This is a genomic window from Falsihalocynthiibacter sp. S25ZX9, assembly GCF_041205405.1.
In the GTDB taxonomy this organism is placed as follows: domain Bacteria; phylum Pseudomonadota; class Alphaproteobacteria; order Rhodobacterales; family Rhodobacteraceae; genus Falsihalocynthiibacter; species Falsihalocynthiibacter arcticus.
Map to the genome: position 1 here is coordinate 144098 of NZ_JBGFCD010000006.1, position 22850 is coordinate 166947.

At 50.7% G+C, this 22850-nt stretch carries 25 protein-coding genes; 12 read left to right on the plus strand and 13 right to left on the minus strand.

The genetic code is table 11. The features are described from left to right. Positions 1-38 precede the first annotated feature (38 nt). A complete protein-coding gene (locus AB9F29_RS08960) occupies positions 39-1262 on the plus strand; it encodes an MFS transporter (protein ID WP_369755386.1) in 1224 nt (407 codons plus the stop codon). On the opposite strand, the gene AB9F29_RS08965 is transcribed toward AB9F29_RS08960, so the two are convergent. The 3 genes from AB9F29_RS08965 to AB9F29_RS08975 are packed head-to-tail and all read right to left on the minus strand — an operon-like array spanning position 1245 to position 3523. Next, positions 1245-1841: a Smr/MutS family protein gene (locus AB9F29_RS08965; RefSeq protein ID WP_369755387.1), complete on the minus strand. Its 597-nt coding sequence runs from the start codon at positions 1839-1841 to the stop codon at positions 1245-1247. The two genes, AB9F29_RS08960 and AB9F29_RS08965, sit on opposite strands and share 18 nt — an antisense overlap. Then, positions 1838-2833, minus strand: coding sequence for a murein transglycosylase A (locus AB9F29_RS08970; RefSeq protein ID WP_369755388.1), 996 nt, complete (start codon positions 2831-2833; stop codon positions 1838-1840). Before AB9F29_RS08970 ends, AB9F29_RS08965 begins: the two co-directional genes overlap by 4 nt. Before the next feature lie 33 nt (positions 2834-2866). Further along, positions 2867-3523, minus strand: a complete 657-nt coding sequence (locus AB9F29_RS08975; RefSeq protein WP_335583936.1) for a Tim44/TimA family putative adaptor protein — start codon at positions 3521-3523, stop codon at positions 2867-2869. Between the two features lie 108 nt (positions 3524-3631). Here AB9F29_RS08975 and AB9F29_RS08980 point away from each other — a divergent pair, with 108 nt between their 5' ends. Together AB9F29_RS08980 and secB are read left to right on the plus strand one after the other, a co-directional pair. Further along, on the plus strand, positions 3632-4117 hold the full coding sequence (locus tag AB9F29_RS08980; RefSeq protein WP_335583935.1) for an FxsA family protein: 486 nt from the start codon (positions 3632-3634) through the stop codon (positions 4115-4117). A gap of 60 nt (positions 4118-4177) precedes the next feature. Beyond that, positions 4178-4693 (plus strand): protein-export chaperone SecB, encoded by a 516-nt coding sequence (gene secB / locus AB9F29_RS08985; protein ID WP_039002881.1) that lies wholly within the window; start codon positions 4178-4180, stop codon positions 4691-4693. A gap of 1 nt (position 4694) precedes the next feature. Here secB and dnaQ read toward each other — a convergent pair whose 3' ends face one another. Genes dnaQ through AB9F29_RS09005 form a run of 4 tightly spaced genes read right to left on the minus strand, consistent with a single transcriptional unit; the run spans position 4695 to position 7405 of the window. Continuing rightward, positions 4695-5384, minus strand: coding sequence for a DNA polymerase III subunit epsilon (dnaQ, locus tag AB9F29_RS08990; protein WP_369755389.1), 690 nt, complete (start codon positions 5382-5384; stop codon positions 4695-4697). Beyond that, positions 5377-5976 (minus strand): dephospho-CoA kinase, encoded by a 600-nt coding sequence (gene coaE / locus AB9F29_RS08995; RefSeq protein ID WP_369755390.1) that lies wholly within the window; start codon positions 5974-5976, stop codon positions 5377-5379. The genes dnaQ and coaE overlap by 8 nt, the downstream gene beginning before the upstream one ends. Further along, positions 5973-6809 (minus strand): shikimate dehydrogenase, encoded by an 837-nt coding sequence (locus AB9F29_RS09000; protein WP_369755391.1) that lies wholly within the window; start codon positions 6807-6809, stop codon positions 5973-5975. Before AB9F29_RS09000 ends, coaE begins: the two co-directional genes overlap by 4 nt. Next, positions 6806-7405 (minus strand): nucleoside triphosphate pyrophosphatase, encoded by a 600-nt coding sequence (locus tag AB9F29_RS09005; protein WP_369755392.1) that lies wholly within the window; start codon positions 7403-7405, stop codon positions 6806-6808. The genes AB9F29_RS09000 and AB9F29_RS09005 overlap by 4 nt, the downstream gene beginning before the upstream one ends. 404 nt (positions 7406-7809) lie before the next feature. Between AB9F29_RS09005 and hemJ the strand changes: the two genes are divergently transcribed. The 7 genes from hemJ to AB9F29_RS09040 all read left to right on the plus strand — a co-directional run bounded on the left by hemJ (position 7810) and on the right by AB9F29_RS09040 (position 15201). Beyond that, positions 7810-8262, plus strand: a complete 453-nt coding sequence (gene hemJ, locus AB9F29_RS09010) for a protoporphyrinogen oxidase HemJ (RefSeq protein ID WP_335583931.1) — start codon at positions 7810-7812, stop codon at positions 8260-8262. A 125-nt stretch (positions 8263-8387) separates the two neighbouring features. Beyond that, positions 8388-9659 (plus strand): transcription termination factor Rho, encoded by a 1272-nt coding sequence (gene rho / locus AB9F29_RS09015; protein WP_335583930.1) that lies wholly within the window; start codon positions 8388-8390, stop codon positions 9657-9659. Between the two features lie 49 nt (positions 9660-9708). Continuing rightward, entirely contained in the window at positions 9709-10992 is a 1284-nt protein-coding gene (mnmE, locus tag AB9F29_RS09020) for a tRNA uridine-5-carboxymethylaminomethyl(34) synthesis GTPase MnmE (protein ID WP_369755393.1), read from the plus strand. A 12-nt stretch (positions 10993-11004) separates the two neighbouring features. Next, entirely contained in the window at positions 11005-12870 is a 1866-nt protein-coding gene (gene mnmG / locus AB9F29_RS09025) for a tRNA uridine-5-carboxymethylaminomethyl(34) synthesis enzyme MnmG (protein WP_369755394.1), read from the plus strand. Continuing rightward, positions 12870-13496: a 16S rRNA (guanine(527)-N(7))-methyltransferase RsmG gene (gene rsmG, locus AB9F29_RS09030; protein ID WP_369755395.1), complete on the plus strand. Its 627-nt coding sequence runs from the start codon at positions 12870-12872 to the stop codon at positions 13494-13496. Before mnmG ends, rsmG begins: the two co-directional genes overlap by 1 nt. After that, complete coding sequence (locus AB9F29_RS09035) at positions 13489-14304, plus strand: ParA family protein (RefSeq protein WP_039002868.1); 816 nt, start codon at positions 13489-13491, stop codon at positions 14302-14304. The genes rsmG and AB9F29_RS09035 overlap by 8 nt, the downstream gene beginning before the upstream one ends. Positions 14305-14307: 3 nt before the next feature. Continuing rightward, a complete protein-coding gene (locus AB9F29_RS09040) occupies positions 14308-15201 on the plus strand; it encodes a ParB/RepB/Spo0J family partition protein (RefSeq protein ID WP_369755396.1) in 894 nt (297 codons plus the stop codon). Here the strand turns inward: AB9F29_RS09040 and AB9F29_RS09045 are convergent. The 5 genes from AB9F29_RS09045 to rph are packed head-to-tail and all read right to left on the minus strand — an operon-like array spanning position 15191 to position 18402. After that, positions 15191-15544, minus strand: coding sequence for a YbaN family protein (locus AB9F29_RS09045; protein WP_335583925.1), 354 nt, complete (start codon positions 15542-15544; stop codon positions 15191-15193). The two genes, AB9F29_RS09040 and AB9F29_RS09045, sit on opposite strands and share 11 nt — an antisense overlap. Continuing rightward, the gene (gene hemW, locus AB9F29_RS09050; RefSeq protein WP_369755397.1) at positions 15545-16705 is read right to left on the minus strand and encodes a radical SAM family heme chaperone HemW; all 1161 of its coding nucleotides are present in this window, start codon (positions 16703-16705) and stop codon (positions 15545-15547) included. 1 nt (position 16706) lies between these two features. Further along, positions 16707-17081: a RidA family protein gene (locus tag AB9F29_RS09055; protein ID WP_039002862.1), complete on the minus strand. Its 375-nt coding sequence runs from the start codon at positions 17079-17081 to the stop codon at positions 16707-16709. Then, positions 17078-17692 carry an RdgB/HAM1 family non-canonical purine NTP pyrophosphatase gene (gene rdgB, locus AB9F29_RS09060; RefSeq protein WP_369755398.1) on the minus strand — a complete coding sequence of 205 codons (615 nt, stop codon included), beginning with the start codon at positions 17690-17692 and terminating at the stop codon, positions 17078-17080. The genes AB9F29_RS09055 and rdgB overlap by 4 nt, the downstream gene beginning before the upstream one ends. After that, entirely contained in the window at positions 17692-18402 is a 711-nt protein-coding gene (gene rph, locus AB9F29_RS09065; RefSeq protein WP_039002935.1) for a ribonuclease PH, read from the minus strand. Before rph ends, rdgB begins: the two co-directional genes overlap by 1 nt. Before the next feature lie 129 nt (positions 18403-18531). Between rph and hrcA the strand changes: the two genes are divergently transcribed. After that, positions 18532-19596 (plus strand): heat-inducible transcriptional repressor HrcA, encoded by a 1065-nt coding sequence (gene hrcA / locus AB9F29_RS09070; RefSeq protein ID WP_369755399.1) that lies wholly within the window; start codon positions 18532-18534, stop codon positions 19594-19596. Positions 19597-19607: 11 nt separating this feature from the next. Then, positions 19608-20168, plus strand: coding sequence for a nucleotide exchange factor GrpE (locus AB9F29_RS09075; RefSeq protein ID WP_335583920.1), 561 nt, complete (start codon positions 19608-19610; stop codon positions 20166-20168). Between the two features lie 32 nt (positions 20169-20200). On the opposite strand, the gene mutS is transcribed toward AB9F29_RS09075, so the two are convergent. Next, the gene (gene mutS / locus AB9F29_RS09080; protein ID WP_369755441.1) at positions 20201-22819 is read right to left on the minus strand and encodes a DNA mismatch repair protein MutS; all 2619 of its coding nucleotides are present in this window, start codon (positions 22817-22819) and stop codon (positions 20201-20203) included. Between the last annotated feature and the right edge of the window lie 31 nt (positions 22820-22850).

Here is a 22850-nt window from a genome sequence, read left to right on the forward strand (position 1 = left end):
GCGCCACAAGGTAGGCTCCCTTACAGCAAAGTTATGGTATGACTTACCCCTCCTTTTTACTGGCCAACGCCCGTTGGCTTTCCGCCGGATTTTTGATCGCATTTGTCTCAAGTTTCGGGCAAACTTATTTCATCGCAATTTTCGCGGGTTCAATACGCGCTGAATTTGATCTTTCTCATGGGGCTTGGGGTGGGATCTATCTTATTGGAACGTCTGCTTCTGCCATCCTGATGGTTTGGGCGGGTGGTTTGGTAGACCGTTGGCGTATCCGTACTTTATGCGCGGGTATATTTGCACTGCTGGCGCTCGCATGCCTCGCGATGGCCACGGTTCCAAATGCGACAGCCCTCATCTTCGTGATCTTTGCTCTTCGATTCACGGGTCAGGGCATGTTGGCGCACGCTGCAATGGTTTCAATGGCGCGCTGGTTCGTCGCAACGCGTGGGCGGGCCTTGGCGATTGCTTCGCTTGGCTTCAAAACGGGCGAGGCCGCGCTCCCGATTGTTTTCGTGTTCCTTATGACGTGGATGTCGTGGCGCGGATTGTGGGTTTTGGCTGCAGGCTTGACCTTTATCATTCTTCCAATTGTCCTTGCCCTCCTCAGTAACGAACGAACTCCACAATCCCTCGCCAAAATGGAACATTCCAAGGGGATGAATGGTGTGGATTGGACGCGCAACCAAACGCTGAAGCACTGGCTTTTTTGGCTGATGATCTTGGCGATTGCTGGGCCGCCCTGCTTCATAACGACATTCTTTTTTCAACAGGTGCACATTAGCGAAGTTAAAGGGTTTTCTCATATTAGTTTTGTGGCACTTTTCCCCATTTTCACGGTCGTAAGCTCCCTTTCGATGATCGCCGCGGGTTGGGCGATTGACCGGTTTTCAACGCCCCGCATCTTGGCCGTGTACCTCGTCCCGATGATCGTCGGATTCATACTCGGTGCGCAAAGCGGCACCTTGTTTGAAATGGCGGTCGCTATGTCCTTTTTAGGGCTATCCCAAGGGGCGGCGTCCGTGCTTTTGCCCGCGTTTTGGGCCGAGTTTTATGGCACGCGCAACCTTGGATCAATCAAAGCAATGGCGGCGGCCGTTATGGTTGCTGCATCGGCGATTGGGCCCGGATTGTCGGGGGTATTGATTGATCAAGGGATTGATTTTTCACAACAAATGATTGGAATTGCGATCTATTTTGTCGTCGCAATTGTTGGGGTATGGATCGGAATGTTCCGTGCCACACCTTTGTTATCTGTGGCGGCGTAGGTACACATAATAAGCACCACCGCCGCCATGTTTGAGATGGGCTTCGCTGACTTGGAGCACGGCAGAGCGAAGGGGCGGCATCATCAACCACTGTGGTACTTGATGCTTAAGAACCCCATAGGGAACAGGAATTGGGCCGGGCTCGTCACGGTACTTGCCCTTGCCCGTCACAACCAAAACCAGACGCCTTCCATCGGCATATGCATCCAGAATAAACCGATTTAGGGCGGGGTGGGCGTTGGCCATAGTCATCCCGTGTAAATCCAGTTTTCCTTCGGGCGAGAGCCTGCCTTTTTTCATTTTTCCAAAGGTTTTGTGATCCATTTGAACGGGCGCTTGCGAAATACGGTCTGCGAGGCTTGGGAGCAGGGCATGCCCCTTAACATGCGGGATTACCGTTTCACCGATATGGAAAGCCCGTAGCCCTGATTTGTTTATTTTCAACGGTTTGCGCGTGGCTTGCACGGTTCTGTCGCTCAACGATTGTGGTTGGCGGATGGGGTGAAGCGGATTGGTTTGAATGGCAACCGTTTGCCACAATTCTTCTTCATCCGGCCTTAAGCCGCGAGGTTTTTTCATTCCTGAGCCCCCTCCGGAGCCATGGCAAATGCCAGTTGAATGGGCATCAGAACAACCATCCTGCCGCCATCTTTGGTTTGCCCTGCAATTTTCCCCGCAACCTCCCCCGTGCCAAAGAAAATATCTGCGCGTTGAGCACCTTTAATCGCTCCACCTTTATCTTGAGCGACCATAAGCCGCTGAAGGCTTGGGCTGCCTGATTTTTCAATCCAAACTGGCGCACCGAGGGTGGTGTATAGAGGATCAACAGCCAAAGATCGCATAGATGTAAGCGGACGGCTCATCGCGCCGTGCGGCCCCTTGTGCGACGGTAGAGACAGTTTGCGAAAAAAGACATACGAGGGGTTCGACCAAAGAATCTGCTGCCCAAAACCTGGGTTTCGGCCAAACCAATCGCGAATCCGCGCAGCTGAAGCTTGGCTACGAGGTATAATCCCCTGATCAATCATCGTCTGAGCGATGGAGCGATTTGGGTGCCCGTTTTCGCCGCTATAGCCCACGCGGATACTGCTTCCGTCGGTCAGGTTCACACGGCCAGACCCTTGAATTTGCAGGTAATAAACATCGACGGGATTATCGACCCACGCAATCTCAAGACCGCGCAGCGCTCCCGTTTCATCTATCTGTTGGCGTGTGTAATTAAGGAAGGGTTCTTGTGGCCTGCGATACAACGGGTAGCGATAAACACTGTCTTGAAACCGCGCGCCGTTTAATTCGGGTTCAAAATACCCCGTAAAAAGGGTTGGAGTCCCGTTTTCAATTATGACGGGCCGAAAGAACAACTCAAAGAAAGCTTTTGCATCCGGATTCGATTGGGCAAACGCGCAAAGGCTGGCCCATTCCTGATCCTCCATCCGTGAACAGGTCCCTTGATACGCTTCAAGGGCAGCTTGGTGATTGTCCGAATGCCAACCAGAAAGAGAATCAAACGATAGAACACGCGCGGTCGCCTCGGCTGAAGCCTCAGAAACAACAAAGGGTGCCAGAAGCACCCCAAGTCCTATTTTTAGCCGCGATATCACGCGTTATCCGCCCGTTTGTACAAGCTGCCAGTTGGGATCGGCGGCACCTAAGGTCCGAGCAAACGTCCAGACATCTTTCTGACGTTTCACTGTGGTCGCATCGCCCTCAATAATTTCACCCGAATTATCGCGTACAATAGATGTCAATTCTCCGGTAAACTTAATCGTTACTTCACCAACTGAGCTTTTCGGATCAAATTCAGCGCCAACAAGCGCCAAGTCACGCACGCCGATGAACTGCGCTTCGATGGTCAAACCACGATCTTCGCGATCCGCGATAACATCCACAAAGCTCTGGTGAACGTCTTCAGAAAGATAAGGTGCAATATCGTCCAAATCCCCATGCTCAAAACCCATTAGAATCATTTCATACGCACCGCGTGCGCCGCCTAGAAACTCTGTAATCGAAAGATTTGGTTCAATCTTTTTCATTTGAGTGATCGCGGCGATTGTGTCGGCGTCGTCCGTGTGATCGACGATGTCGCGATCTGGCCCACCCTCAATCACCGAAAAAGTTGGCCCTTTGACAGCTTTCGGCGCAAGGGTGTCCTCGCGAGGGGGCTCAAACCCGTCGCGTGTCCCAAGCACATCTTTCAGCTTGAGAATTAAAAATATCGCGATTCCAGCCAATACCAGAAGTTGCAGTCCGCCACCGTTCATCGAAACCTCGTCCAAAATGGAAATAGTTGGAAACTTTCCTTGTGAGAACATATGTAAGGTACCGAAGCACTAGAAACAACTGGTGCAAGCAAAGTCTTAGGGGGTCTTATGTGGCTTTTAATCGCTTTTATCGCAATTCCGATAATTGAAATCACACTTTTTCTCGAAGTTGGCGGAATTATCGGGACATGGCCAACAATTGGCATCGTAATTCTGACCGCTGTTGTAGGGTCGTATTTGATGCGGGTGCAGGGTGCAATGGCGCTTTCGTCGCTTCAGGCGTCCTTTCAGGAGATGCGCGACCCCACGGTTCCGATTGCAAACGGCGCGATGATCCTGCTGGCCGGGGCGCTCCTAGTGACGCCTGGATTTTTCACGGACAGTATCGGGATTTTGCTCCTACTGCCGCCGTTTCGGGCTTTAGTGATCAAATTCGTCGGGTCCCGGATGAACGTTCAGAGCTTTAGCACGTCGGGCTTCTCAAACAATCCGCGCTACAAGTCCGACGAAGAGGGAGTCATTGACGGCGATTATGCGCGCGTTGAACCAGATGCGCCCCATATTGACCCGCCTTCAAACGGGACCAAGGATTGAGCGTCGCCCACCAACCTGATACATGAAATTAGAATTTACGATTTTTAGGAGAACTAAGGAATGACCGAAGAAACAACCGGTGCACCAGAAGCGCCAGCGGCGGCGGCACCGACTGCACCCGCGATGCAAGTTTTAGCCCAATTCATCCGCGATCTTTCGTTTGAAAATATCGTGGCGCAAAAAGGAATTACCAGCGCTTCGCAGCCTGATGTGCAGGTTCAAGTGAACCTAGATGCGAAAAAACGGACTGTAGATAAGCAATTCGAAGTTTCCATGAAGCTGAAAATCACCAGCAATGTTAAGGAATCTGGCGAGCCAATGTTCCTTATGGAGCTTGATTACGGCGGGATTTTCCACATCGACAATGTGCCTGAAGACCAGCTGCACCCGTTCTTGTTGATTGAATGCCCACGGATGTTGTTCCCCTATGTGCGCCGCATTGTTGGCGACGTTACACGGGATGGTGGCTTCCCACCGCTGAACCTTGAAACGATTGATTTTCTTGCTCTTTACCGTGCCGAACTTACTCGTCGCGCACAAGCTGAAGCGGCTGCAAGCCCCGCTCCAGTTTCCTAAATCAGAGCTTTTTCCAAATAGCGCCGTCGCCCATTTTGTTGATAAATTCAACATGGGCGGCGGCTTCTTCCTCGGTAAGGCGGCTTGGCAAAGCTGTTTCACGCCGCTTAGGACGCCAAGAATCTCCATTCGACCCGTCATTCTGCGATTGCTCGCTGGTTTTTAGGGCGAAATCTGGCTGACGCCCCCCAATAAGCTCCAAATACACTTCCGCGAGGATCTCAGAGTCAAGAAGTGCGCCGTGAAGGGTACGCGACGAATTATCGATGCCAAATCGACGGCACAGCGCATCGAGGGAGGCGGGCGATCCGGGAAACCGTTTGCGCGCAATTGCCAGAGTATCCAGCGCTTGTGACATCGGTAGGAGAGGGCGGTTAACCCAGCCCAATTCGGCGTTCAAGAACTTCATGTCAAAAGCCGCGTTGTGAATGACCATGCGGTCATTGCCAACAAAATCCACGAAATCCTGCGCGATATCCGCAAAAACTGGCTTATCTGAAAGGAATTCAATCGACAGGCCGTGAATCTCGAACGCCCCCTGCGGCATATCCCGTTTTGGGTTAATATATTGGTGATATGTCCGGCCTGTTGGCAATTGGTTCATCAGTTCGACAATGCCAATTTCAACGAGGCGGTCGCCCTCTTCAGGCTTAAATCCTGTGGTTTCTGTGTCGAGCACGAGTTCACGCATGGAACGTCCCTTTTTTTATCCGCTCTACAATATCAGCAACGATTTGTCTTGTCTCGTCGATGTTCAGGGTTGGGATGACGATATCTGCACGCGCACGTTTTTGCGCATCGGGCATTTGTTTGGAGAGGATTATGTTGAATGTATCTTCGCTCATCGTACCACGAGCCAAAACCCGTTTGCGCTGAATTTCTGACGGGACTGAAACCACAGCAACCGCGTCCATCTGCATTTGTGTACCGTTCTCAAACAAGAGAGGGATATCCAAAACGATGATGTCGGCGGTATTTTGTTCAACAAAGGCTTGCCGATCAGCGGCCACAAGCGGATGCACAATCGCTTCGATGCGGGACAGGGCCTTAGGGTCTGTGGCAATCCATTCCTTCAAGCGGTCGCGGCTTACGGCTCCGTTTACAACCGCCTTAGAATGGATTTCGGACAAGGGTACAGCGGCCAATCCGCCCTTTTGATACAGGCGCGCAACTGCCGCATCTGCATCCCAAACGGCACACCCCAAGTCAGCAAACATTTGGGCGGTTGTCGATTTACCCATGCCTATTGAGCCGGTTAGACCAAGTATGAAGGGATTTTTCACGCTTCTAGAACTGCGCGGCGCAATTCATCGTCAACTTCAGGGCGCACGCCAAACCACCGCTCAAACGCAGGGGCGGCTTGATGCAGGAGCATTCCCAAGCCATCCACGGTCTGGCAACCCATTAAATCGGCATCATCAAGGAATTTGGTGCGCAGAGGGGTATAAACAAGGTCGGTTACGACCGTACCTTTGCGCAACCCATCGAGAGGAATGCGAAACTCCGACCCACCCGTCATCCCTAACGACGTCGTGTTTACGACGGTAGCGGCATCTTCGAGCATGTTGCCCGCCTGAACCCAATCAACCACGGTCACCTTTTGCCCAAACTCACTTCGCAACGCTTCTGATCGGTTTTTGGTGCGATTGGCGAGGAGAATTTCCGGAACGCCAACCTCAAGCAAGCTGGCAATCACCGCGCGCGCTGCACCACCAGCACCGATAACAGCTGCTGGACCGAGTTTTGGTTGCCACGTGGGTGCACCTTGTTTCAGGTTTTCGATAAAGCCGTACCCGTCGGTGTTATCAGCATGCACTTTGCCATCTTTGCGAAAGATCAGAGTGTTGGCCGCTCCGATGAGCGACGCGCGGTCCGTAACAAGGTCGGCGAATTCCAGAACGGCTTCTTTGTGGGGGATCGTCACATTGATGCCGACGAACCCGAGTTTGGGCAAGGTTTGGATCGCTTCCCCAAGGTCTGCGCGTTCAATGTGCATCGGGATATACTGCCCTGCGATCCCATATTTTTTGAGCCAATAGCCGTGAAGGGCAGGGGAGCGGCTGTGAGCAATAGGGGCGCCAATGACGCCGGCGAGGGGAATTCTGGTCTCGCTCATGAAGGAAGGTCTCCGCGTAGGGTTAGAAAGGACAGGACTTCGAGTAGGGGCAGGCCGAGAACGGTGAAGTAGTCGCCCTCAATACGGGTAAACAGGCGCACGCCCTCTTTTTCAAGCTGATATCCGCCGACACAGTGGCGAATTTCTTCCCAGTTCCGCTCTACATAGGACTCTATATAGGCGTCGGATAAAGTGCGCATTTGCAGGCGGACAACACCCACATGCCGCCACAAGGGTTTCCCGTCGAGATAGATGACAGCCGCCGAGAGAAGTTGATGTTTCTGACCTGACATGGCTCGCAATTGTGCAATGGCCTCGTCCTTGGTCGTGGGCTTGTTGAATATGGCTCCCTTGAAGTCGAGAACTTGATCGCATCCAAGCGTCAGCGCATCTGGATTTTTCTGACTGACCTTGCGGGCCTTATACTCGGCGAGTGCGTCTGCAATATCCCTTGGAGCTGCTTTTTCGGCAACAAGAGCGGCTTTTATCGCCTCTTCGTCCACACGCGGCTTTTGCGCGGTAAATTCAACACAGGCGTTCGTGAGCATCTCAGCACGAATTTGAGAGCCTGAGGCCAAAATGAGTGGAGAGGGCATGTGGACGATCCTGTGGGCGAATCCCCCGTTTAATCAGGGGTTGAATTGTTGATAACTGGGGCTCTTCTCGAAAACAGGCAATCTCACTGAGTTTGTCAAGGTTCACAAAGCATTTATGCACTGTGGATGAGGATAACTTGTCGCGGTGTACAACTGAAAAATGCAAGAGATGTCTACATTCTATACTCAAGCTATCCACATTTTAACTTCTCAAATGCTACTAATTATATGGCGCAATGGGACTTACCCACAGGCAAGAACGCTTAGACTATCAAAGAATCTGAACTTGTATGAAACTGGGGAGAAATCAATAATCCACAGAAAGAGCGACCCCTACTTAATCATCATCCTTCTATAAATACTTTATTATTATTATAGGGAGGATATGAAACCTCGAGGTGCCCATGTTTGATATTCTCCAGTCGATTTACCCTTGGGTGAAATCCCTGCATGTAATTTCGGTTATCGCTTGGATGGCTGGAATGTTCTATTTACCACGATTATATGTCTATCATGTCGAAAGCGTTAAGAAGGGCAGTGAAACAGATGCGCTTTTTCAACTTATGGAGCGACGCCTTCTCAAGGTCATCATAAACCCAGCAATGATCGCCACATGGGTGTTTGGAATATTACTCGCGCTTACCCCAGGTATTGTTGATTGGAGCGCTGTATGGCCCTATGCGAAGTTTGCGAGTGTTTTGGGATTAAGTGGCGTGCATGGAATGCTATCAAAGTATCGCCGCGCCTTTGAAGCTGGCGAAAACGTAAAATCCGGTCGGTATTTTCGGATGCTGAATGAAGTTCCGACGGTTCTAATGGTTATTATCGTCGTATCAATTATTGCGCGCCCATTCTAAAATATTGACTTAAGCAAAAATGCGTCCTATTTAGCCCCTAGGCGGCCGTCCGGTCGTTTGCTTTCTGTATCCATAACCTAAATGCCCGCGTGCCAAATCTTTGGCCGGACAAGGACGTACCCCCCATGAGTGAGAACACCCTTAATCTTTCTGAACTTAAGGCGCTTAAGCCCAAAGACCTGTTGTCTATGGCGGAAGAGCTTGAGATCGAAAACGCCTCTACTATGCGCAAGGGCGAGATCATGTTCCACATTTTGCGCGAACGTGCGGATGATGATTGGGAAGTGTCGGGCGACGGCGTTCTTGAGGTTTTGCAGGACGGATTCGGATTTTTGCGCAGCCCAGAGGCAAACTATTTGCCCGGCCCAGATGATATTTACCTGTCTCCAGAGATGATCCGCTCGTTTTCCATGCGCACCGGCGACACGGTAAATGGGGTTGTGAAGGCTCCCGGCGACACAGAGCGATATTTCGCGATGACAAAAGTGACGTCAATCAATTTCCAAGAGCCTGAACGCAATCGTCACAAGATTAACTTTGACAACCTGACGCCGCTCTATCCTGATGAGCGTTTGATCATGGAAACCGACGATCCAACCACAAAAGACCGCTCTGCGCGGATCATTGATTTGGTTGCGCCGATTGGAAAAGGTCAACGTTCCCTGATTGTGGCGCCGCCGCGCACTGGTAAAACGGTTTTGCTGCAGAATATCGCGTCCAGTATCGAGAAAAACCATCCTGAGTGTTATTTGATCGTTTTGCTGATCGATGAGCGCCCAGAAGAGGTGACCGATATGCAGCGTAGCGTGAAAGGCGAGGTTGTTTCCTCAACTTTTGATGAGCCTGCAACCCGCCACGTCGCCGTTTCCGAGATGGTTATCGAAAAAGCCAAACGCCTTGTCGAACATAAACGTGATGTTGTGATCCTGCTGGATTCCATCACCCGACTTGGTCGCGCCTTTAACACGGTTGTACCGTCCTCGGGTAAGGTACTGACAGGCGGTGTCGACGCGAACGCCTTGCAGCGCCCTAAGCGCTTTTTTGGTGCCGCACGTAACATCGAGGAGGGTGGAAGCCTGACCATTATTGCGACTGCGCTTATTGACACGGGTTCGCGTATGGACGAGGTCATCTTTGAAGAATTCAAAGGCACGGGTAACAGCGAGATTGTTCTCGATCGCAAGGTGGCTGATAAACGCGTCTTCCCTGCGATGGATATTCTGAAGTCTGGTACGCGCAAAGAAGAACTTCTGGTGAATAAAATAGACCTCCAGAAAACCTTTGTTCTGCGTCGCATTTTGAATCCAATGGGCACAACCGATGCCATTGAATTCCTGATTTCCAAGCTGAAACAGACCAAAACAAACTCCGACTTCTTTGATTCGATGAATACCTGAGCCTTTTTGGTTTTCATCACTTATTGTTTTAAAACAATGGGTTGTATATATGGACACGATCTACGCACTTGCGTCGGCGTCGGGTAAAGCTGGCGTCGCAATCGTTCGGATTTCCGGACCTGATGCGCATTCGGCGCTTACCCATTTTGGTGCGCGCATTCCAAAAATGCGGGAAGGCGTAGTTCGCAAACTCGTCGATTCCCAGAAGGTGCTTTTGGACGAAGCGTTGGTTTTGTGTTTCGCGGCGGGAAAAAGTTTTACGGGCGAGGATATTACCGAATTACATTTGCACGGCTCCCAAGCAATTATTCGCGCGGTTTTGAAATCCCTTTCTGAATTTGAGGGTTTTCGCCTCGCAGAACCTGGAGAATTTACCCGTCGTGCCTTGGAAAATGGCTGTTTGGATTTAGCCCAAGTCGAGGGCTTAGCAGATCTGATCGATGCAGAAACCGAGATGCAACGTAGGCAAGCGCTGAAAGTTCTATCGGGTGCGCTGGGCGCAAAAGCGGAGGAGTGGCGTCGGAAACTTATCCGTTCGGCAGCTCTACTCGAAGCGACTATTGATTTTGCCGATGAAGATGTTCCGATTGATGTAACGCCAGAAGTGCTTGAACTAATCAATGGCGTTCAGGAAGAGTTGAAGGCCGAATCTGCAGGAAGCCATATTTCTGAGCGTATTCGTGAGGGGTTTGAAGTGGCTATCGTCGGCCCACCCAATGCTGGAAAATCTACTTTGCTGAACGCACTGGCGGGTAGGGATGCTGCGATCACTTCAGAATTTGCTGGCACAACGCGGGACGTTATCGAAGTTCGGATGGACCTTGAGGGGTTGGCGGTTACGATTTTGGATACAGCGGGTTTACGGGAGACAGAGGACTTTGTCGAAGGTATTGGCATTGAACGGGCCATCGAGCGTGCCAATAGTGCCGACCTGCGCGTTCTTTTATCTGTAGACAAATCTGGCTATCCAGGATTAATTCAGCACCCCGATGATATTCTTATTTCTGGCAAGGCTGACCTTTCTGGGAATGGGGGTGTTTCAGGAAAAACGGGGCAGGGTGTTTCTAGTCTCGTTCACCAGATATCGCGTATTCTATCTGAACGTGCACAAGGTGCAGTAACCGCGACCCATGAACGGCATAGGATTGCGATTGAGCATGGAATTGGGGCTTTAGAATCGGCACGAGCTGAGGTATTGCAAGGGTCTGAACGGGCCGAATTTGCAGCTGAAGAACTTCGGTCTGTGGTGAGGCGGCTTGATGCGATTGTTGGCCGTGTTGATGTTGAACATCTGCTGGATGAGATATTTAGCAGTTTTTGTCTTGGTAAATAGGGAGTGTTTCACGTGAAACATTCGGATTTTGATGTAATTGTTGTTGGTGGTGGACATGCGGGCACAGACGCTGCGCATGCATCAGCACGTATGGGCGCCCGAACTGCGCTGGTAACACTTAATTTAAGTGGGATCGGCGTTATGTCATGTAACCCCGCGATCGGTGGTTTGGGAAAGGGGCATTTGGTTCGCGAAATCGATGCTCTCGACGGACTCATGGGGCGCGTTGCCGATAAGGCAGGGATCCAATTTCGACTGCTCAATCGCGGTAAGGGCCCTGCTGTTCAAGGCCCGCGCGCGCAAGCAGACAGAAAAATTTATCGCAACGAAATGCTCAAGGAAATTCAGGCAACCCAGAATTTGACGGTGGTCATCGGAGAGGCAATTGATTTTGTAATGGATGGCCATAAAGTGGCTGGCATTGTGCTTCAGGATGGATCCGAACTCTCATCAAAGTCGGTCATTTTGACTACAGGTACTTTCCTCCGTGGAGTTATTCATATTGGCGACGTGCGCCGGCCAGGTGGACGTATGGGAGATAAACCCAGTGTTCAGCTTGCAGAGCGAATTGACTCATTTGGGTTGCCGCTGGGACGCTTGAAAACAGGCACGCCCCCTCGGTTAGATGGGCGAACTATCAATTGGGATATTCTTGAAAAACAGCCGGGTGACGATGAGCCGGTTATGTTTTCGTTTCTCTCCAAAAGTGTGTCCGCGAAACAAGTATCTTGCGGCATTACCCATACCAACGAAAAAACGCATGATATCATTCGCGAAAACCTGGGTCGTTCCGCGATGTATGGCGGCCATATTGATGGCGTAGGTCCACGATATTGCCCGTCAATCGAAGATAAAGTCGTTCGCTTTGCCGACAAAAAATCGCATCAGATTTTCTTGGAACCCGAAGGTGTTGACGATTTCACTGTGTATCCGAATGGAATCTCGACTTCATTACCCGAAGATGTGCAAGAGGCGTATGTTCGATCGATTGTTGGACTTGAAAAGGTTGCAATTCTTCAGCCCGGGTATGCGATTGAATATGATTACGTCGACCCATTGGCGTTAAAACATACTTTGGAACTTAAGGATGTACCGGGGCTTTTCCTTGCAGGGCAGATAAATGGTACTACTGGGTATGAGGAAGCGGCCGCACAGGGTCTTGTTGCGGGATTGAATGCTGCAAGGCGAGCCTTTGACGAGGAGGAAGTAATTTTTAGTCGGGCGGAGTCCTACATAGGCGTCATGATCGATGATCTTGTGACGCTTGGTGTTTCTGAGCCTTATCGAATGTTTACTTCGCGGGCGGAATTCAGGTTGTCTTTACGCGCTGACAACGCCGATCAGAGACTCACGCCTGTTGGTATTGAACTCGGATGTGTCGGAAATGCTCGTCGAAGTGTTTTTGAAGGTAAAATTGAACGTTTGAAATCTGCTACTAACCGGTTGGAAAAAATGTCAGTTACATCGAGGGCGATCGCCGAACTTGGAGTTAATATTAATAAGGACGGTGTCCGTAGGTCGGGATCAGAAATGCTTTCGATTGCGGGTGTCAATTTCGAGCATTTGGTTTTTCTCCAACCGGATCTGATCGATATTGACGATGAAATACAGATTCAAGTTGCCCGCGACGCGTTGTATTCGGTATATATTTCTCGGCAACAAAAGGATGTCGAGGCTGTAAAGCGGGATGAAAACCTTAGAATTCCAGAAAATATAGACTTTGCGTCATTAGCAGGTTTGTCCAATGAAATTAGGGCTAAACTAATTGAAATTCGACCTCAATCGATTGGCCACGCGAGTAGAATTCGAGGGATGACCCCCGCAGCATTGACGTTGGTCTTGGCGCGTGCAAGGCAGTTAGATCGGAAAAAGGCCTGATGGATCAAGAGGGCCGGAAAAACTTTTCACAGCATTTCGATGTTTCACGTGAAACAATGGACCGATTGGATAATTTCGTAGCACTTGTTGAAAAGTGGAACCCGAAAATAAACCTGATTTCAAAAAAATCAGTGGATGATATTTGGGGTCGCCACGTTCTAGATAGTGCGCAAGTGTTGGAATTTGGCAATAAGTCCGGAAAATGGGTGGATATTGGTAGCGGTGGGGGGTTTCCTGGTATTGTCGCCGCCATTCTCGCATGTGACGTGTCGCCGGAATTGAAATTCGTTTTGGTAGAAAGCGATCAGAGAAAAGCAGCCTTCCTAAGGGCCGCAGCGCGAACCGCTGATATTAGCCTCGAAATTATTGCCCAGAGGGTGGAAAATATCCCTTCTCTTGAAGCACAGACACTTTCAGCTCGCGCATTAGCTCCATTGGATAAACTTTTGGAATTTGCTAATCTGCATCTGGCCCCGAATGGGATCGCGCTTTTTCCCAAAGGGGCTTCCTACAGGTCAGAAGTTGAAGATGCCCGTAAAAGATGGAATTTTGAACTGGAAGATATTTCAAGTAAGACAGATAGTGACGCAATGATATTAAGAGTTGGAGCTATCACGAATGTCTAACGCTTTGAGTCACAGTCAGCCCAAAATAATTGCGATAGCAAATCAAAAGGGCGGCGTTGGAAAAACCACAACATCCATTAATTTGGGAGCGGCACTGGCTAAAACTGGCTACAGGGTGCTTCTAGTTGATTTGGACCCTCAGGGAAATGCTTCGACAGGTCTAGGAATTGGAAGCGAAAAGCGAATTTCTACGACCTATGATCTCTTAGTACATGATGCGTCCCTTTCAGAAGTTATTCAGGCTACGGCCGTCGAAGATATGGATATAATCCCTGCCACTACAGACCTGAGTTCTGCGGATATCGAGCTTTTAGCTAATGAGAAGCGCAGTTTTCTGCTTCACGATGCGTTGCGGCAGCCGGCAATTTCCTCATACGACTACGATTATGTTCTTATTGATTGCCCACCGTCACTGAATATACTAACCGTGAATGCAATGGTCGCCGCGCACTCGGTGCTCGTTCCCCTACAAAGCGAATTTTTTGCGTTGGAAGGGTTGTCTCAATTAATGATGACCGTACGCGAAGTTCGGGAAACCGCAAATTCCGGTCTTCGCATTGAGGGTATTGTACTGACAATGTACGATAAGAGAAATAATCTATCGCAAATGGTGGAAGCAGATGCGCGGGAAAACTTGGGCGATCTTGTGTTCAAAACGGTCATTCCACGAAATGTTCGGGTCAGCGAGGCACCATCTTACGCGATGCCCGTTGTAGATTACGATCCGAACTCCAAGGGGAGCTTGGCATATTTTGAAGTCGCGCGAGAACTTGTTTCAAGGCATAACAGTTTAAAAACAAAGGTTTAACACATGGTGCAAAAGAAAAATGAACGACGCGGTCTTGGGCGTGGACTTTCTGCACTCATGGCGGATGTGAACATTCCTGCGCCACAAGATGAGAAAGAGGCACCAGTTAGGGCTGAGCAAACGATTCCAATTGAGCTTATTGAACCAAATCCAGATCAGCCACGTCGGCATTTTGACGAAGAGGCGCTTCAGGACCTGGCTAGATCGATCACGGAAAAGGGCGTAATTCAGCCACTTATCGTTCGCCCGAACCCAAGAAAACAGGGTTTGTATGAGATTGTCGCTGGTGAACGTCGCTGGAGAGCCTCTCAGATCGCGCAGCTGCATAAAGTCCCGGCAATTATACGCGAGCTCGACGACACAGAGGTGTTGGAAGTTGCTATAATCGAGAATATTCAACGTGCTGACTTGAATCCGGTCGAGGAAGCCATTGGGTATCGGCAATTGATGGACAGATTTGGGCATACACAGGAAAAAGTGGCGTCAGCCCTTTCGAAAAGTAGAAGCTATATCGCAAATCTCCTTCGGTTGCTTCAACTTCCAGAGGATGTTTTGGCCCTACTTCGTGACGGCTCGTTGACCACAGGTCATGCGCGCGCTTTGATTACGGCCCCGAATGCTTCTGAATTGGCTAAAAAAATTGTAGCTGAAGGGCTATCCGTTCGCCAAACTGAAAAGCTCGTAAAAATTTGGGACAATAGTACTAAGAATCAAAAGTCCCCAAAGGCTTCGAAGGATGCTGACACTGTGGCAATCGAAGGGGATCTTTCGGCGGCGTTAGGGATGGATACAGTGATCGACCATTTGGCAGGAAAAGAGAGCGGTAAAGTCTCAATCAAGTATAAGTCCCTGGAGCAATTAGACGAAATTTGCCGTATATTGTCGTCTACGCGCTAGGCCTGGTCCACAAGAAAGCCATTACGCATAGGAGGCAAACAGCCTGAATGCCTAATACTAATGGCTTAAGGTCAAAGAACACCGATAGCGCAAAGGTGAAAATTACCGAGAGAGTTGCATAGATTTTTGCTCTTATATTGATTGATCCATGCTCGTTCCAATCTTGAATGGGGGCTCCCAATTTCGGATGGTAAATGAGCCAGTTGTGGAGATTTTCAGATGAACGAGCAAAAAGAAACGCCGCTAGAAGTAGAAACGGCACCGTTGGCAGAAGGGGTAAAGCTATTCCGATAATTCCAAGCGTTAGTGCCGCGATACCCAGTATCAGCCATACGGTCTTCAATTAAACATCCGCCAATAACGCGCGTAGAACGGCGTTGAGTATTACACGCCCTTGTTTCGTGGCTCTGAGACGTTCGCCGTTGTTAACAAGCATTCCCATATCGACCAAGTCGTCAATTTTTATGCGACTTAGAGTTTTCTTAGAAAGCGACGCAAATCGATCGAGAGAAATTCCTTCCTCCAACCTAAGCCCCATCATTAGCATCTCTGTTGCTTGCTCTAGCTGGGGAATTGTATCTCTCAGTGATTCACCAGTGCCACGCGTTTCGACGCTAGTCAGCCACTTTTCAGGCTGCCGAAAAGTTTCGACCGCGAATTTTTGCCCCCCGAGAGTTAAGCGACCATGGGCACCGGGCCCGACCCCAACGTAATCTCCATAGCGCCAGTAAATGAGGTTGTGGCGGCTTTCAGACCCTATTCTGGCATGATTAGACACTTCATAGGCCGACAAGCCAGCGGCGTCACAAAGTTCTTGTGTGACAAAAAACATGTCAGATGCGAGGTCATCCGATGGAAGACCGCGTAGACCTCCGCGCGCTAGTCTATCTCCGAAGGCGGTACCGTCCTCGATCGTAAGTTGGTACAGAGAAAGGTGATCTATGGATAATTCCAGCGCTTCTTTCAATTCGGCTTTCCATTGATATAGCGTTTGATCCTGACGGGCATATATCAAGTCAAAACTCACTCTATCGAAATTTTGTCTAGCAATATCAAATGCTTGCTTTCCTTCTTGGACGGAATGAAGGCGCCCCAATCGTTTTAAGTCTATGTCATTCAGAGCCTGAAATCCCATAGATATACGGTTCACACCGCCGTCCCGAAAACCAATGAATTTCCCAGCTTCAATTGAAGTGGGGTTGGCCTCCAGTGAAATTTCTATGTCATTTGCTATAGGCCATAGGTGCTTAGCGCGCTCAATAATTGCACCGACGACTTCAGGGTCCATCAAGCTCGGCGTGCCGCCGCCAAAGAAAATTGTATTTAGAATGCGTGGTCCGATTTCAGCGGAAACCCTGTCTAATTCAGCCAAATAGGCTCTAAGCCAACGTTTTTGATCTACCTCTGCAGAGACGTGGCTGTTGAAATCGCAATAGGGGCACTTTGATTGGCAGAAAGGCCAATGGACATAGAGCCCGAAACCGCCGTTCTGCCAATCTTCCATATCAAACTTTCATCGCCGTTACTTCGATTTCAATCTTCATTTCCGGTTTGATCAAGTCGGAAATAATCATGGTTGCCGCAGGGCGCACTTCGGACAATGCCGCGCCGAGCTCTGGTAGCAATTCGTCTATCAATGCAGCGTCAGTGAGGGTGTATTGAACGCGTACGATATCTGACATTTCAAAGCCGCCTTCGATCAAGGCCGCACCTATGGTTGCGAAGCAGTTACGGGCTTGTTCGGCCACGCTGTCTGGCATCACCATCGTTGCATAGTCGTATCCCGTCGTGCCGGATACAAAGCACCAATTTCCCTTCACGATGGCGCGAGAATACCCAAAGGTTTTTTCAAAGTCGGAACCGGTCGAAATCCGCTTCATACAGAAGTCTCCAGAATACTTTTAAACTTTGCAAAGGCATTGGCACGATGGGACATATCGTTTTTCTTAGCGGGGTCCATCTCGCCAAACGTCTCAGTTTCGCCGTTTGGGGTAAAGATGGGGTCGAATCCAAACCCGAGTTCTCCGCGCATTGGCCATGAGAGCGTGCCGTCGACTTTGCCCGCAAAGATTTCGTCGTGACCATCAGGCCACGCCAAACAAAGCGTGCAGTTGAAAGCGGCGCTCCGTGGGTGCGGCGCGCCATCGGCCTCTAACATGTCCCAAACCTTTTTCATCGCCATCGGAAAATCGCGGCCATTTGGTGTTTCGGCCCAATCGGCGGTGTAAACACCAGGTGCGCCATTAAGGGCTTCGACTGACAATCCGCTATCATCCGAAAGCGCAGGTAGGCCTGATGCTTTGGCTGCGAAATGCGCCTTAATCCGCGCGTTACCTTCGAACGTGTCTTCAGTCTCCGCAGGCTCCTCAAGGCCAAGTTCACCTGCGGACACAACTTCGATGCCATAGGGCAGAAGCAGCGCTGCAATTTCCCGTAACTTTCCTGCATTATGGCTCGCAAGAACGACTTTTTTCTCGGTCAAACTGCGCATTAGCTTGTGGCGGCTTTTTGAGCAGCGACGAGTTCATCAACACCTTTTTGGGCCAAGTCCAAAAGTCCATTCAATTGTTGACGCGAAAAGACCGAACCCTCCGCCGACATTTGGATTTCGATAAGTTTACCAGAGCCGGTCATAACGAAATTTCCGTCCACGCCCGCTTCGGAATCTTCAGGATAGTCGAGATCCAGAACCTCTTGGCCGGCGTAAATACCACAGGAAATGGCGGCAACCGGATCAGTGAGGGGGTCGGAAATAACGTCACCAATTTTCATCAACTTGTTTACAGCAAGTTTTAACGCCACCCAGCCGCCAGTGATTGACGCACAACGGGTTCCGCCGTCGGCTTGAATGACGTCGCAGTCGATTGTGATCTGACGTTCGCCCAAGGCAACACGATCTACACCCGCCCGCAGGGAGCGGCCGATCAGCCGTTGAATTTCTTGCGTGCGTCCCGATTGGCCTTTTTTTGCTTCACGTTGCATGCGCGTGTTGGTGGCGCGTGGAAGCATGCCGTATTCGGCCGTTACCCATCCAAGGCCAGAGTTTTTCATGAAAGGCGGTACACGCTCATCAATCGTCGCGGTGCACAGCACATGCGTATCGCCGCACTTAATCAGACAGGAGCCCTCTGCATGCTTGGTGACATTGGTTTCGATCGAAATCGAACGCATTTGATCTACATTTCTACCAGAGGGGCGCATGGGAAAATCCTTTATTATGGGCGTGTCCAGATACCCTGCTTTCCTTAGATTTTGCAAGGGCGATTGACGTTCTCCCATAAACCCATCTAATGTAGATCGCCAACTATTGTGGGCTGAATGCGGGAGACTATGAATACACAATCCGAAATTCTTAAGGATATGAACGCGAGAAGTCGGGAGGTTTTCCGTCGGGTTGTTGAGGGTTACTTGAAAAATGGCGAACCCGTAGGCAGCCGCACTTTGACGCGGAGTATGACCGAGAAAGTATCGGCTGCGACTATTCGCAATGTGATGCAAGATCTCGAAATTTTGGGTCTGCTCGGAAGTCCGCACGTTTCTGCGGGTCGTATTCCCACCCAATCGGGTCTGCGTATGTTTGTAGATGGGCTTCTTGAAGTTGGCGACCTTGCGACCGAAGACCAGCGGCGTATTGACGAGACTTTGGGAAGTAATGAGCGCGATATGACCAGTATGTTGGATCGGGTCGGTTCCGCACTTTCGGGCCTAACGCATGGAGCGAGCCTTGTTTTGTCGCCAAAACATGAAGCGCCGATTAAGCATATTGAATTTGTCAGCCTTGGGCCGGATCGTGCGCTGGTTGTTCTGGTTTTTGCCGACGGACACGTCGAAAACCGCGTTTTTACACCCCCGCACGGGCAAACGCCGAGTTCGATGCGCGAAGCGGCAAATTTCCTCAACGCGGTCGCCGAAGGCAAGACACTGAGTGAGCTTTCGGCCGTAATCTTGCGAGAGATTTCTTCGCGACGGCAGGAACTCGACGTTCTCGCACGCGCGATGGTCGAGGACGGTTTGGCGCAGTGGGTGAATAAAGGTGAACGGCATGAGCGCCTCATCGTGCGCGGTCGGTCGAATCTTCTTGAGGGGGAGGTCGATGAAAAGGACTTGGAGCGTATACGTTCGCTCTTTGATGATCTCGAACGCAAGCGGGATATTGCCGATTTTCTTGAATTAACCCAAGAAGGCGAAGGTGTTCGCATCTTTATTGGCTCGGAAAACAAATTATTTTCACTTTCGGGTTCCTCTTTGGTGGTTTCACCGTATATGAACGCTGAGCGAAAAATTGTGGGCGCGGTAGGGGTCATAGGACCGACGCGCTTAAATTATGGACGTATTGTGCCGATTGTGGACTACACGGCACAACTTGTTGGTCGCCTGATTTCAGATCAAGGCTAAGGAAAAGTAAGATGGCAGAGCCTAGAAACGACGAATTTTTAGATGATCCAGAGGCCGTGGAGGCCGAACTTTATGCGGACGATATTTTGGAGGCGGACGCTGAGGCGGACGAGCTTTCAATTGTTACCAAAGAACGGGACGATTTCCGGGATCGCTTTATGCGCGCCCTTGCAGACGCGGAAAATGCGCGGAAACGGTCGGACCGGGATCGTCGCGAAGCCGAGAATTATGGCGGGTCTAAGCTCGCGCGCGATATGCTGCCCGTTTATGACAATATGAAACGTGCACTTGATGCAATTGATGAAGGTCAGCGCGCTACGAACGCGGCCCTTTTGGAAGGTATCGAGTTGACGATGCGCGAGCTTCTTAACGTATTCGCCAAGCATGGAATTGAACGGATTTTGCCAGGAGTTGGCGAGAGATTTGATCCGCAACGCCACGAAGCGATGTTTGAAGCGCCCGTTCCAAACACGGTTGCTGGCGACATCATTCAGGTGATGGCCGAGGGCTTTATGCTTCATGATCGGCTCTTGCGTCCGGCTCATGTTGGTGTGAGTTCACAGCCTAAATAATTGCAAAACCATTGAAGTTTAGGGCGCGACACTTAGATGGGTCGCGCCTTTTCTTTCAGGAAATACAGTGCTTGAAGCGCTTCTCTCGGCGTCATTTCATCTGGATGAATATCCGCCAATGCCTCCTCTATTTCGCTCGAGTTTTGCACGACCGGCGGAGGGGTGGGCTGGATTGAAAACAACGGAAGATCGTCAATAAACGCCCTTTGTTTGCCGCCCTCCCGTTCGCCTTTTTCCAACGCATCCAAAACAACGCGTGCACGATTGACGACGGACTCCGGAAGACCTGCAAGCTTGGCGACCTGAACCCCGTAAGATCTATCCGCGGCGCCTTTTTTGACCTCGTGCAAAAATATGACGTCGCCCTCCCACTCCTTCACGGTGACTGTCGCGTTTTCCACCCCCTTTAGCTTGTCCGAAAGAGCGGTCATTTCATGGTAATGCGTGGCAAACAGCGCGCGGCATTTGTTTGCGTCGTGTAAGTGTTCGAGCGTTGCCCAAGCGATGGAAAGCCCATCATATGTTGCCGTGCCGCGCCCGATTTCGTCCAAAATAACAAGCGCGCGGTCGTCTGCTTGATTGAGGATCGCAGCGGTCTCGACCATCTCGACCATAAACGTTGATCGCCCCCGCGCAAGGTCGTCACTGGCGCCAACGCGGGAGAAAATCTGGCTCACAAGGCCGATTTTAACACCGTCCGCAGGAACAAAACTGCCCACCTGTGCGAGCAGCGCAATAAGGGCATTTTGGCGAAGGAACGTCGATTTACCCGCCATGTTCGGACCTGTCAGTAGCCAAATCTGCGCGCCATCAGCCTGCGTTGTCAGTTGGCAATCATTAGCCACGAAAGGCGCGCCGCTTTGCTTGCGTAACGCACGTTCAACGACGGGATGCCGTCCTGCGACAACCTCAAAACACCGGCTATTGTCGACCAAGGGTTTGCACCAGTTCTCGCCAGTCGCAAGATCCGCAAAAGACAGCGATAAATCAAATTCTGAAAGCGCCGACGCGGCGTTTCCTATGGGGCCGGATTCCGCAAGAATCGACTGTGTTAGGCTAGAATAGAGCCGCTTTTCAATTTCCAACGCGCGTCCACCAGCATTCAGAATTTTGGTCTCCATTTCTGAAAGTTCTAGGGTCGTGAAACGGACCTGGTTCGCGGTTGTCTGGCGGTGAATGAATTTTTCCGAGAGAGGAGCCGCGAGCATTTTATCCGCATGCGCCGCCGTTGTTTCGATGAAATACCCAAGCACATTATTGTGCTTGATTTTTAAGGCGGATATCCCCGCAGTCTCGATATACTCAGCTTGAAGCGCAGCAATAACGCTTCGCCCTTCGTCCCGAAGCTTTCGTGCTTCGTCTAGGTCTTCGTTATATCCTGGTGCGATAAAGCCCCCATCACGAGCAAGGAGCGGCGGTTCTGCAACGAGAGCCTGTTCGAGAAGATCAATTAGCGCAGTGTGATTTTTAAATGCGTCCGCTGCCACCTGGAGTAGTTCGGGTAGGGTCGACGGCAAAGATTTCCCGATCTGCTCCGCTTGGTTCAACCCGTTGCGAATGGCCGCCAAATCTCGAGGGCCACCGCGCTCAAGGCTGAGGCGCGAAAGGGCGCGGTCCAAATCGGGTGTGCGACGAAGGGCTTCGCGGATGCTGTCGGCCACAGCGCCGTTTTCAAGTGTAAAGGATACGGCGTCTTGTCGGGCATGAATGGTTTTGAGGTCGGTGGATGGGGCCGAAAGACGACGCGTCAGAAGGCGTCCCCCTCCTGCGGTGAGGGTGCGATCAACTGCAGAAAGCAGAGAACCTTCGCGTCCCCCCGACATGCTTTGCGTGATTTCGAGATTTCGACGGGTCGCCGCATCGATCTGCACCGTTCCACCAGTTGTCTCTTTTTGCGGGGCGCGAAGGAGAGGGAGTTTGCCCTTTTGGGTGATCTCAAGATAGTCGATAATCGCGCCAAGAGCCGATATTTCAGCGCGGGTAAAGGCTCCAAACGCATCCAGAGAGCCAACCTTGAAAAGCGCCAAAATGCGTTGTTCGGCGGCGGAGCTATCGAAACTGGCTCGGGAAAGCGGCGTGAGCGAAAGACCAAAATCAGTCTCTAATTCGAAGTAATCCTCAATATTTGACTCAGAAACAACCAGTTCGGACGGCATCAAACGTGCCATTTCTGGCCCCAATCGAGTGGCGTTTGTTTCAATCACATGCAGCGCACCCGTTGAAATATCGACCCAAGCCAAGGCTGCCTGATCCCGAACCTCAGAAAAAGCGGCAAGGTAGTTGTGTTTGCGCGCGTCCAACAAGCTGTCTTCAGTCAGGGTTCCTGGCGTGACCAGCCGCACGACATCCCGCCGAACAATTGCCTTATATCCGCGTTTTTTGGCTTCTGTCGGGCTTTCCATTTGCTCGCAAACTGCGACGCGAAATCCCTTTTTGATTAGGGTATGAAGATACCCTTCAGACGCATGTATTGGAACGCCACACATGGCAATATCATTACCTTCATGCTTTCCGCGTTTGGTCAGAGCAATATCCAGCGCTGCGGCCCCCGCAATCGCGTCATCAAAGAACATCTCATAGAAATCGCCCATGCGATAAAACAGCAGCGCGTTCGGATATTGCGCCTTCAGATCAAGATACTGCGCCATCATTGGTGTCACAGTTGTATTTGCAGTGCTCACG

What these genes read in the sequence shown, in the direction of transcription:
- rdgB (WP_369755398.1), bottom strand. Translation starts at nt 17,692, where the DNA reads ATGCGCAGTTTGACCGAGAAAAAAGTCGTTCTTGCGAGCCATAATGCA.
- hemJ (WP_335583931.1), top strand. Translation starts at nt 7,810, where the DNA reads ATGTTTGATATTCTCCAGTCGATTTACCCTTGGGTGAAATCCCTGCAT.
- AB9F29_RS08980 (WP_335583935.1), top strand. Translation starts at nt 3,632, where the DNA reads ATGTGGCTTTTAATCGCTTTTATCGCAATTCCGATAATTGAAATCACA.
- AB9F29_RS09000 (WP_369755391.1), bottom strand. Translation starts at nt 6,809, where the DNA reads ATGAGCGAGACCAGAATTCCCCTCGCCGGCGTCATTGGCGCCCCTATT.
- AB9F29_RS09005 (WP_369755392.1), bottom strand. Translation starts at nt 7,405, where the DNA reads ATGCCCTCTCCACTCATTTTGGCCTCAGGCTCTCAAATTCGTGCTGAG.
- hrcA (WP_369755399.1), top strand. Translation starts at nt 18,532, where the DNA reads ATGAATACACAATCCGAAATTCTTAAGGATATGAACGCGAGAAGTCGG.
- AB9F29_RS08960 (WP_369755386.1), top strand. Translation starts at nt 39, where the DNA reads ATGACTTACCCCTCCTTTTTACTGGCCAACGCCCGTTGGCTTTCCGCC.
- AB9F29_RS09075 (WP_335583920.1), top strand. Translation starts at nt 19,608, where the DNA reads ATGGCAGAGCCTAGAAACGACGAATTTTTAGATGATCCAGAGGCCGTG.
- dnaQ (WP_369755389.1), bottom strand. Translation starts at nt 5,384, where the DNA reads ATGCGTGAACTCGTGCTCGACACAGAAACCACAGGATTTAAGCCTGAA.
- mutS (WP_369755441.1), bottom strand. Translation starts at nt 22,819, where the DNA reads ATGATGGCGCAGTATCTTGATCTGAAGGCGCAATATCCGAACGCGCTG.
- secB (WP_039002881.1), top strand. Translation starts at nt 4,178, where the DNA reads ATGACCGAAGAAACAACCGGTGCACCAGAAGCGCCAGCGGCGGCGGCA.
- AB9F29_RS09055 (WP_039002862.1), bottom strand. Translation starts at nt 17,081, where the DNA reads ATGAAGCGGATTTCGACCGGTTCCGACTTTGAAAAAACCTTTGGGTAT.
- AB9F29_RS09040 (WP_369755396.1), top strand. Translation starts at nt 14,308, where the DNA reads ATGGTGCAAAAGAAAAATGAACGACGCGGTCTTGGGCGTGGACTTTCT.
- AB9F29_RS08975 (WP_335583936.1), bottom strand. Translation starts at nt 3,523, where the DNA reads ATGAACGGTGGCGGACTGCAACTTCTGGTATTGGCTGGAATCGCGATA.
- AB9F29_RS08965 (WP_369755387.1), bottom strand. Translation starts at nt 1,841, where the DNA reads ATGAAAAAACCTCGCGGCTTAAGGCCGGATGAAGAAGAATTGTGGCAA.
- hemW (WP_369755397.1), bottom strand. Translation starts at nt 16,705, where the DNA reads ATGGAAGATTGGCAGAACGGCGGTTTCGGGCTCTATGTCCATTGGCCT.
- rsmG (WP_369755395.1), top strand. Translation starts at nt 12,870, where the DNA reads ATGGATCAAGAGGGCCGGAAAAACTTTTCACAGCATTTCGATGTTTCA.
- rph (WP_039002935.1), bottom strand. Translation starts at nt 18,402, where the DNA reads ATGCGCCCCTCTGGTAGAAATGTAGATCAAATGCGTTCGATTTCGATC.
- mnmE (WP_369755393.1), top strand. Translation starts at nt 9,709, where the DNA reads ATGGACACGATCTACGCACTTGCGTCGGCGTCGGGTAAAGCTGGCGTC.
- rho (WP_335583930.1), top strand. Translation starts at nt 8,388, where the DNA reads ATGAGTGAGAACACCCTTAATCTTTCTGAACTTAAGGCGCTTAAGCCC.
- AB9F29_RS09035 (WP_039002868.1), top strand. Translation starts at nt 13,489, where the DNA reads ATGTCTAACGCTTTGAGTCACAGTCAGCCCAAAATAATTGCGATAGCA.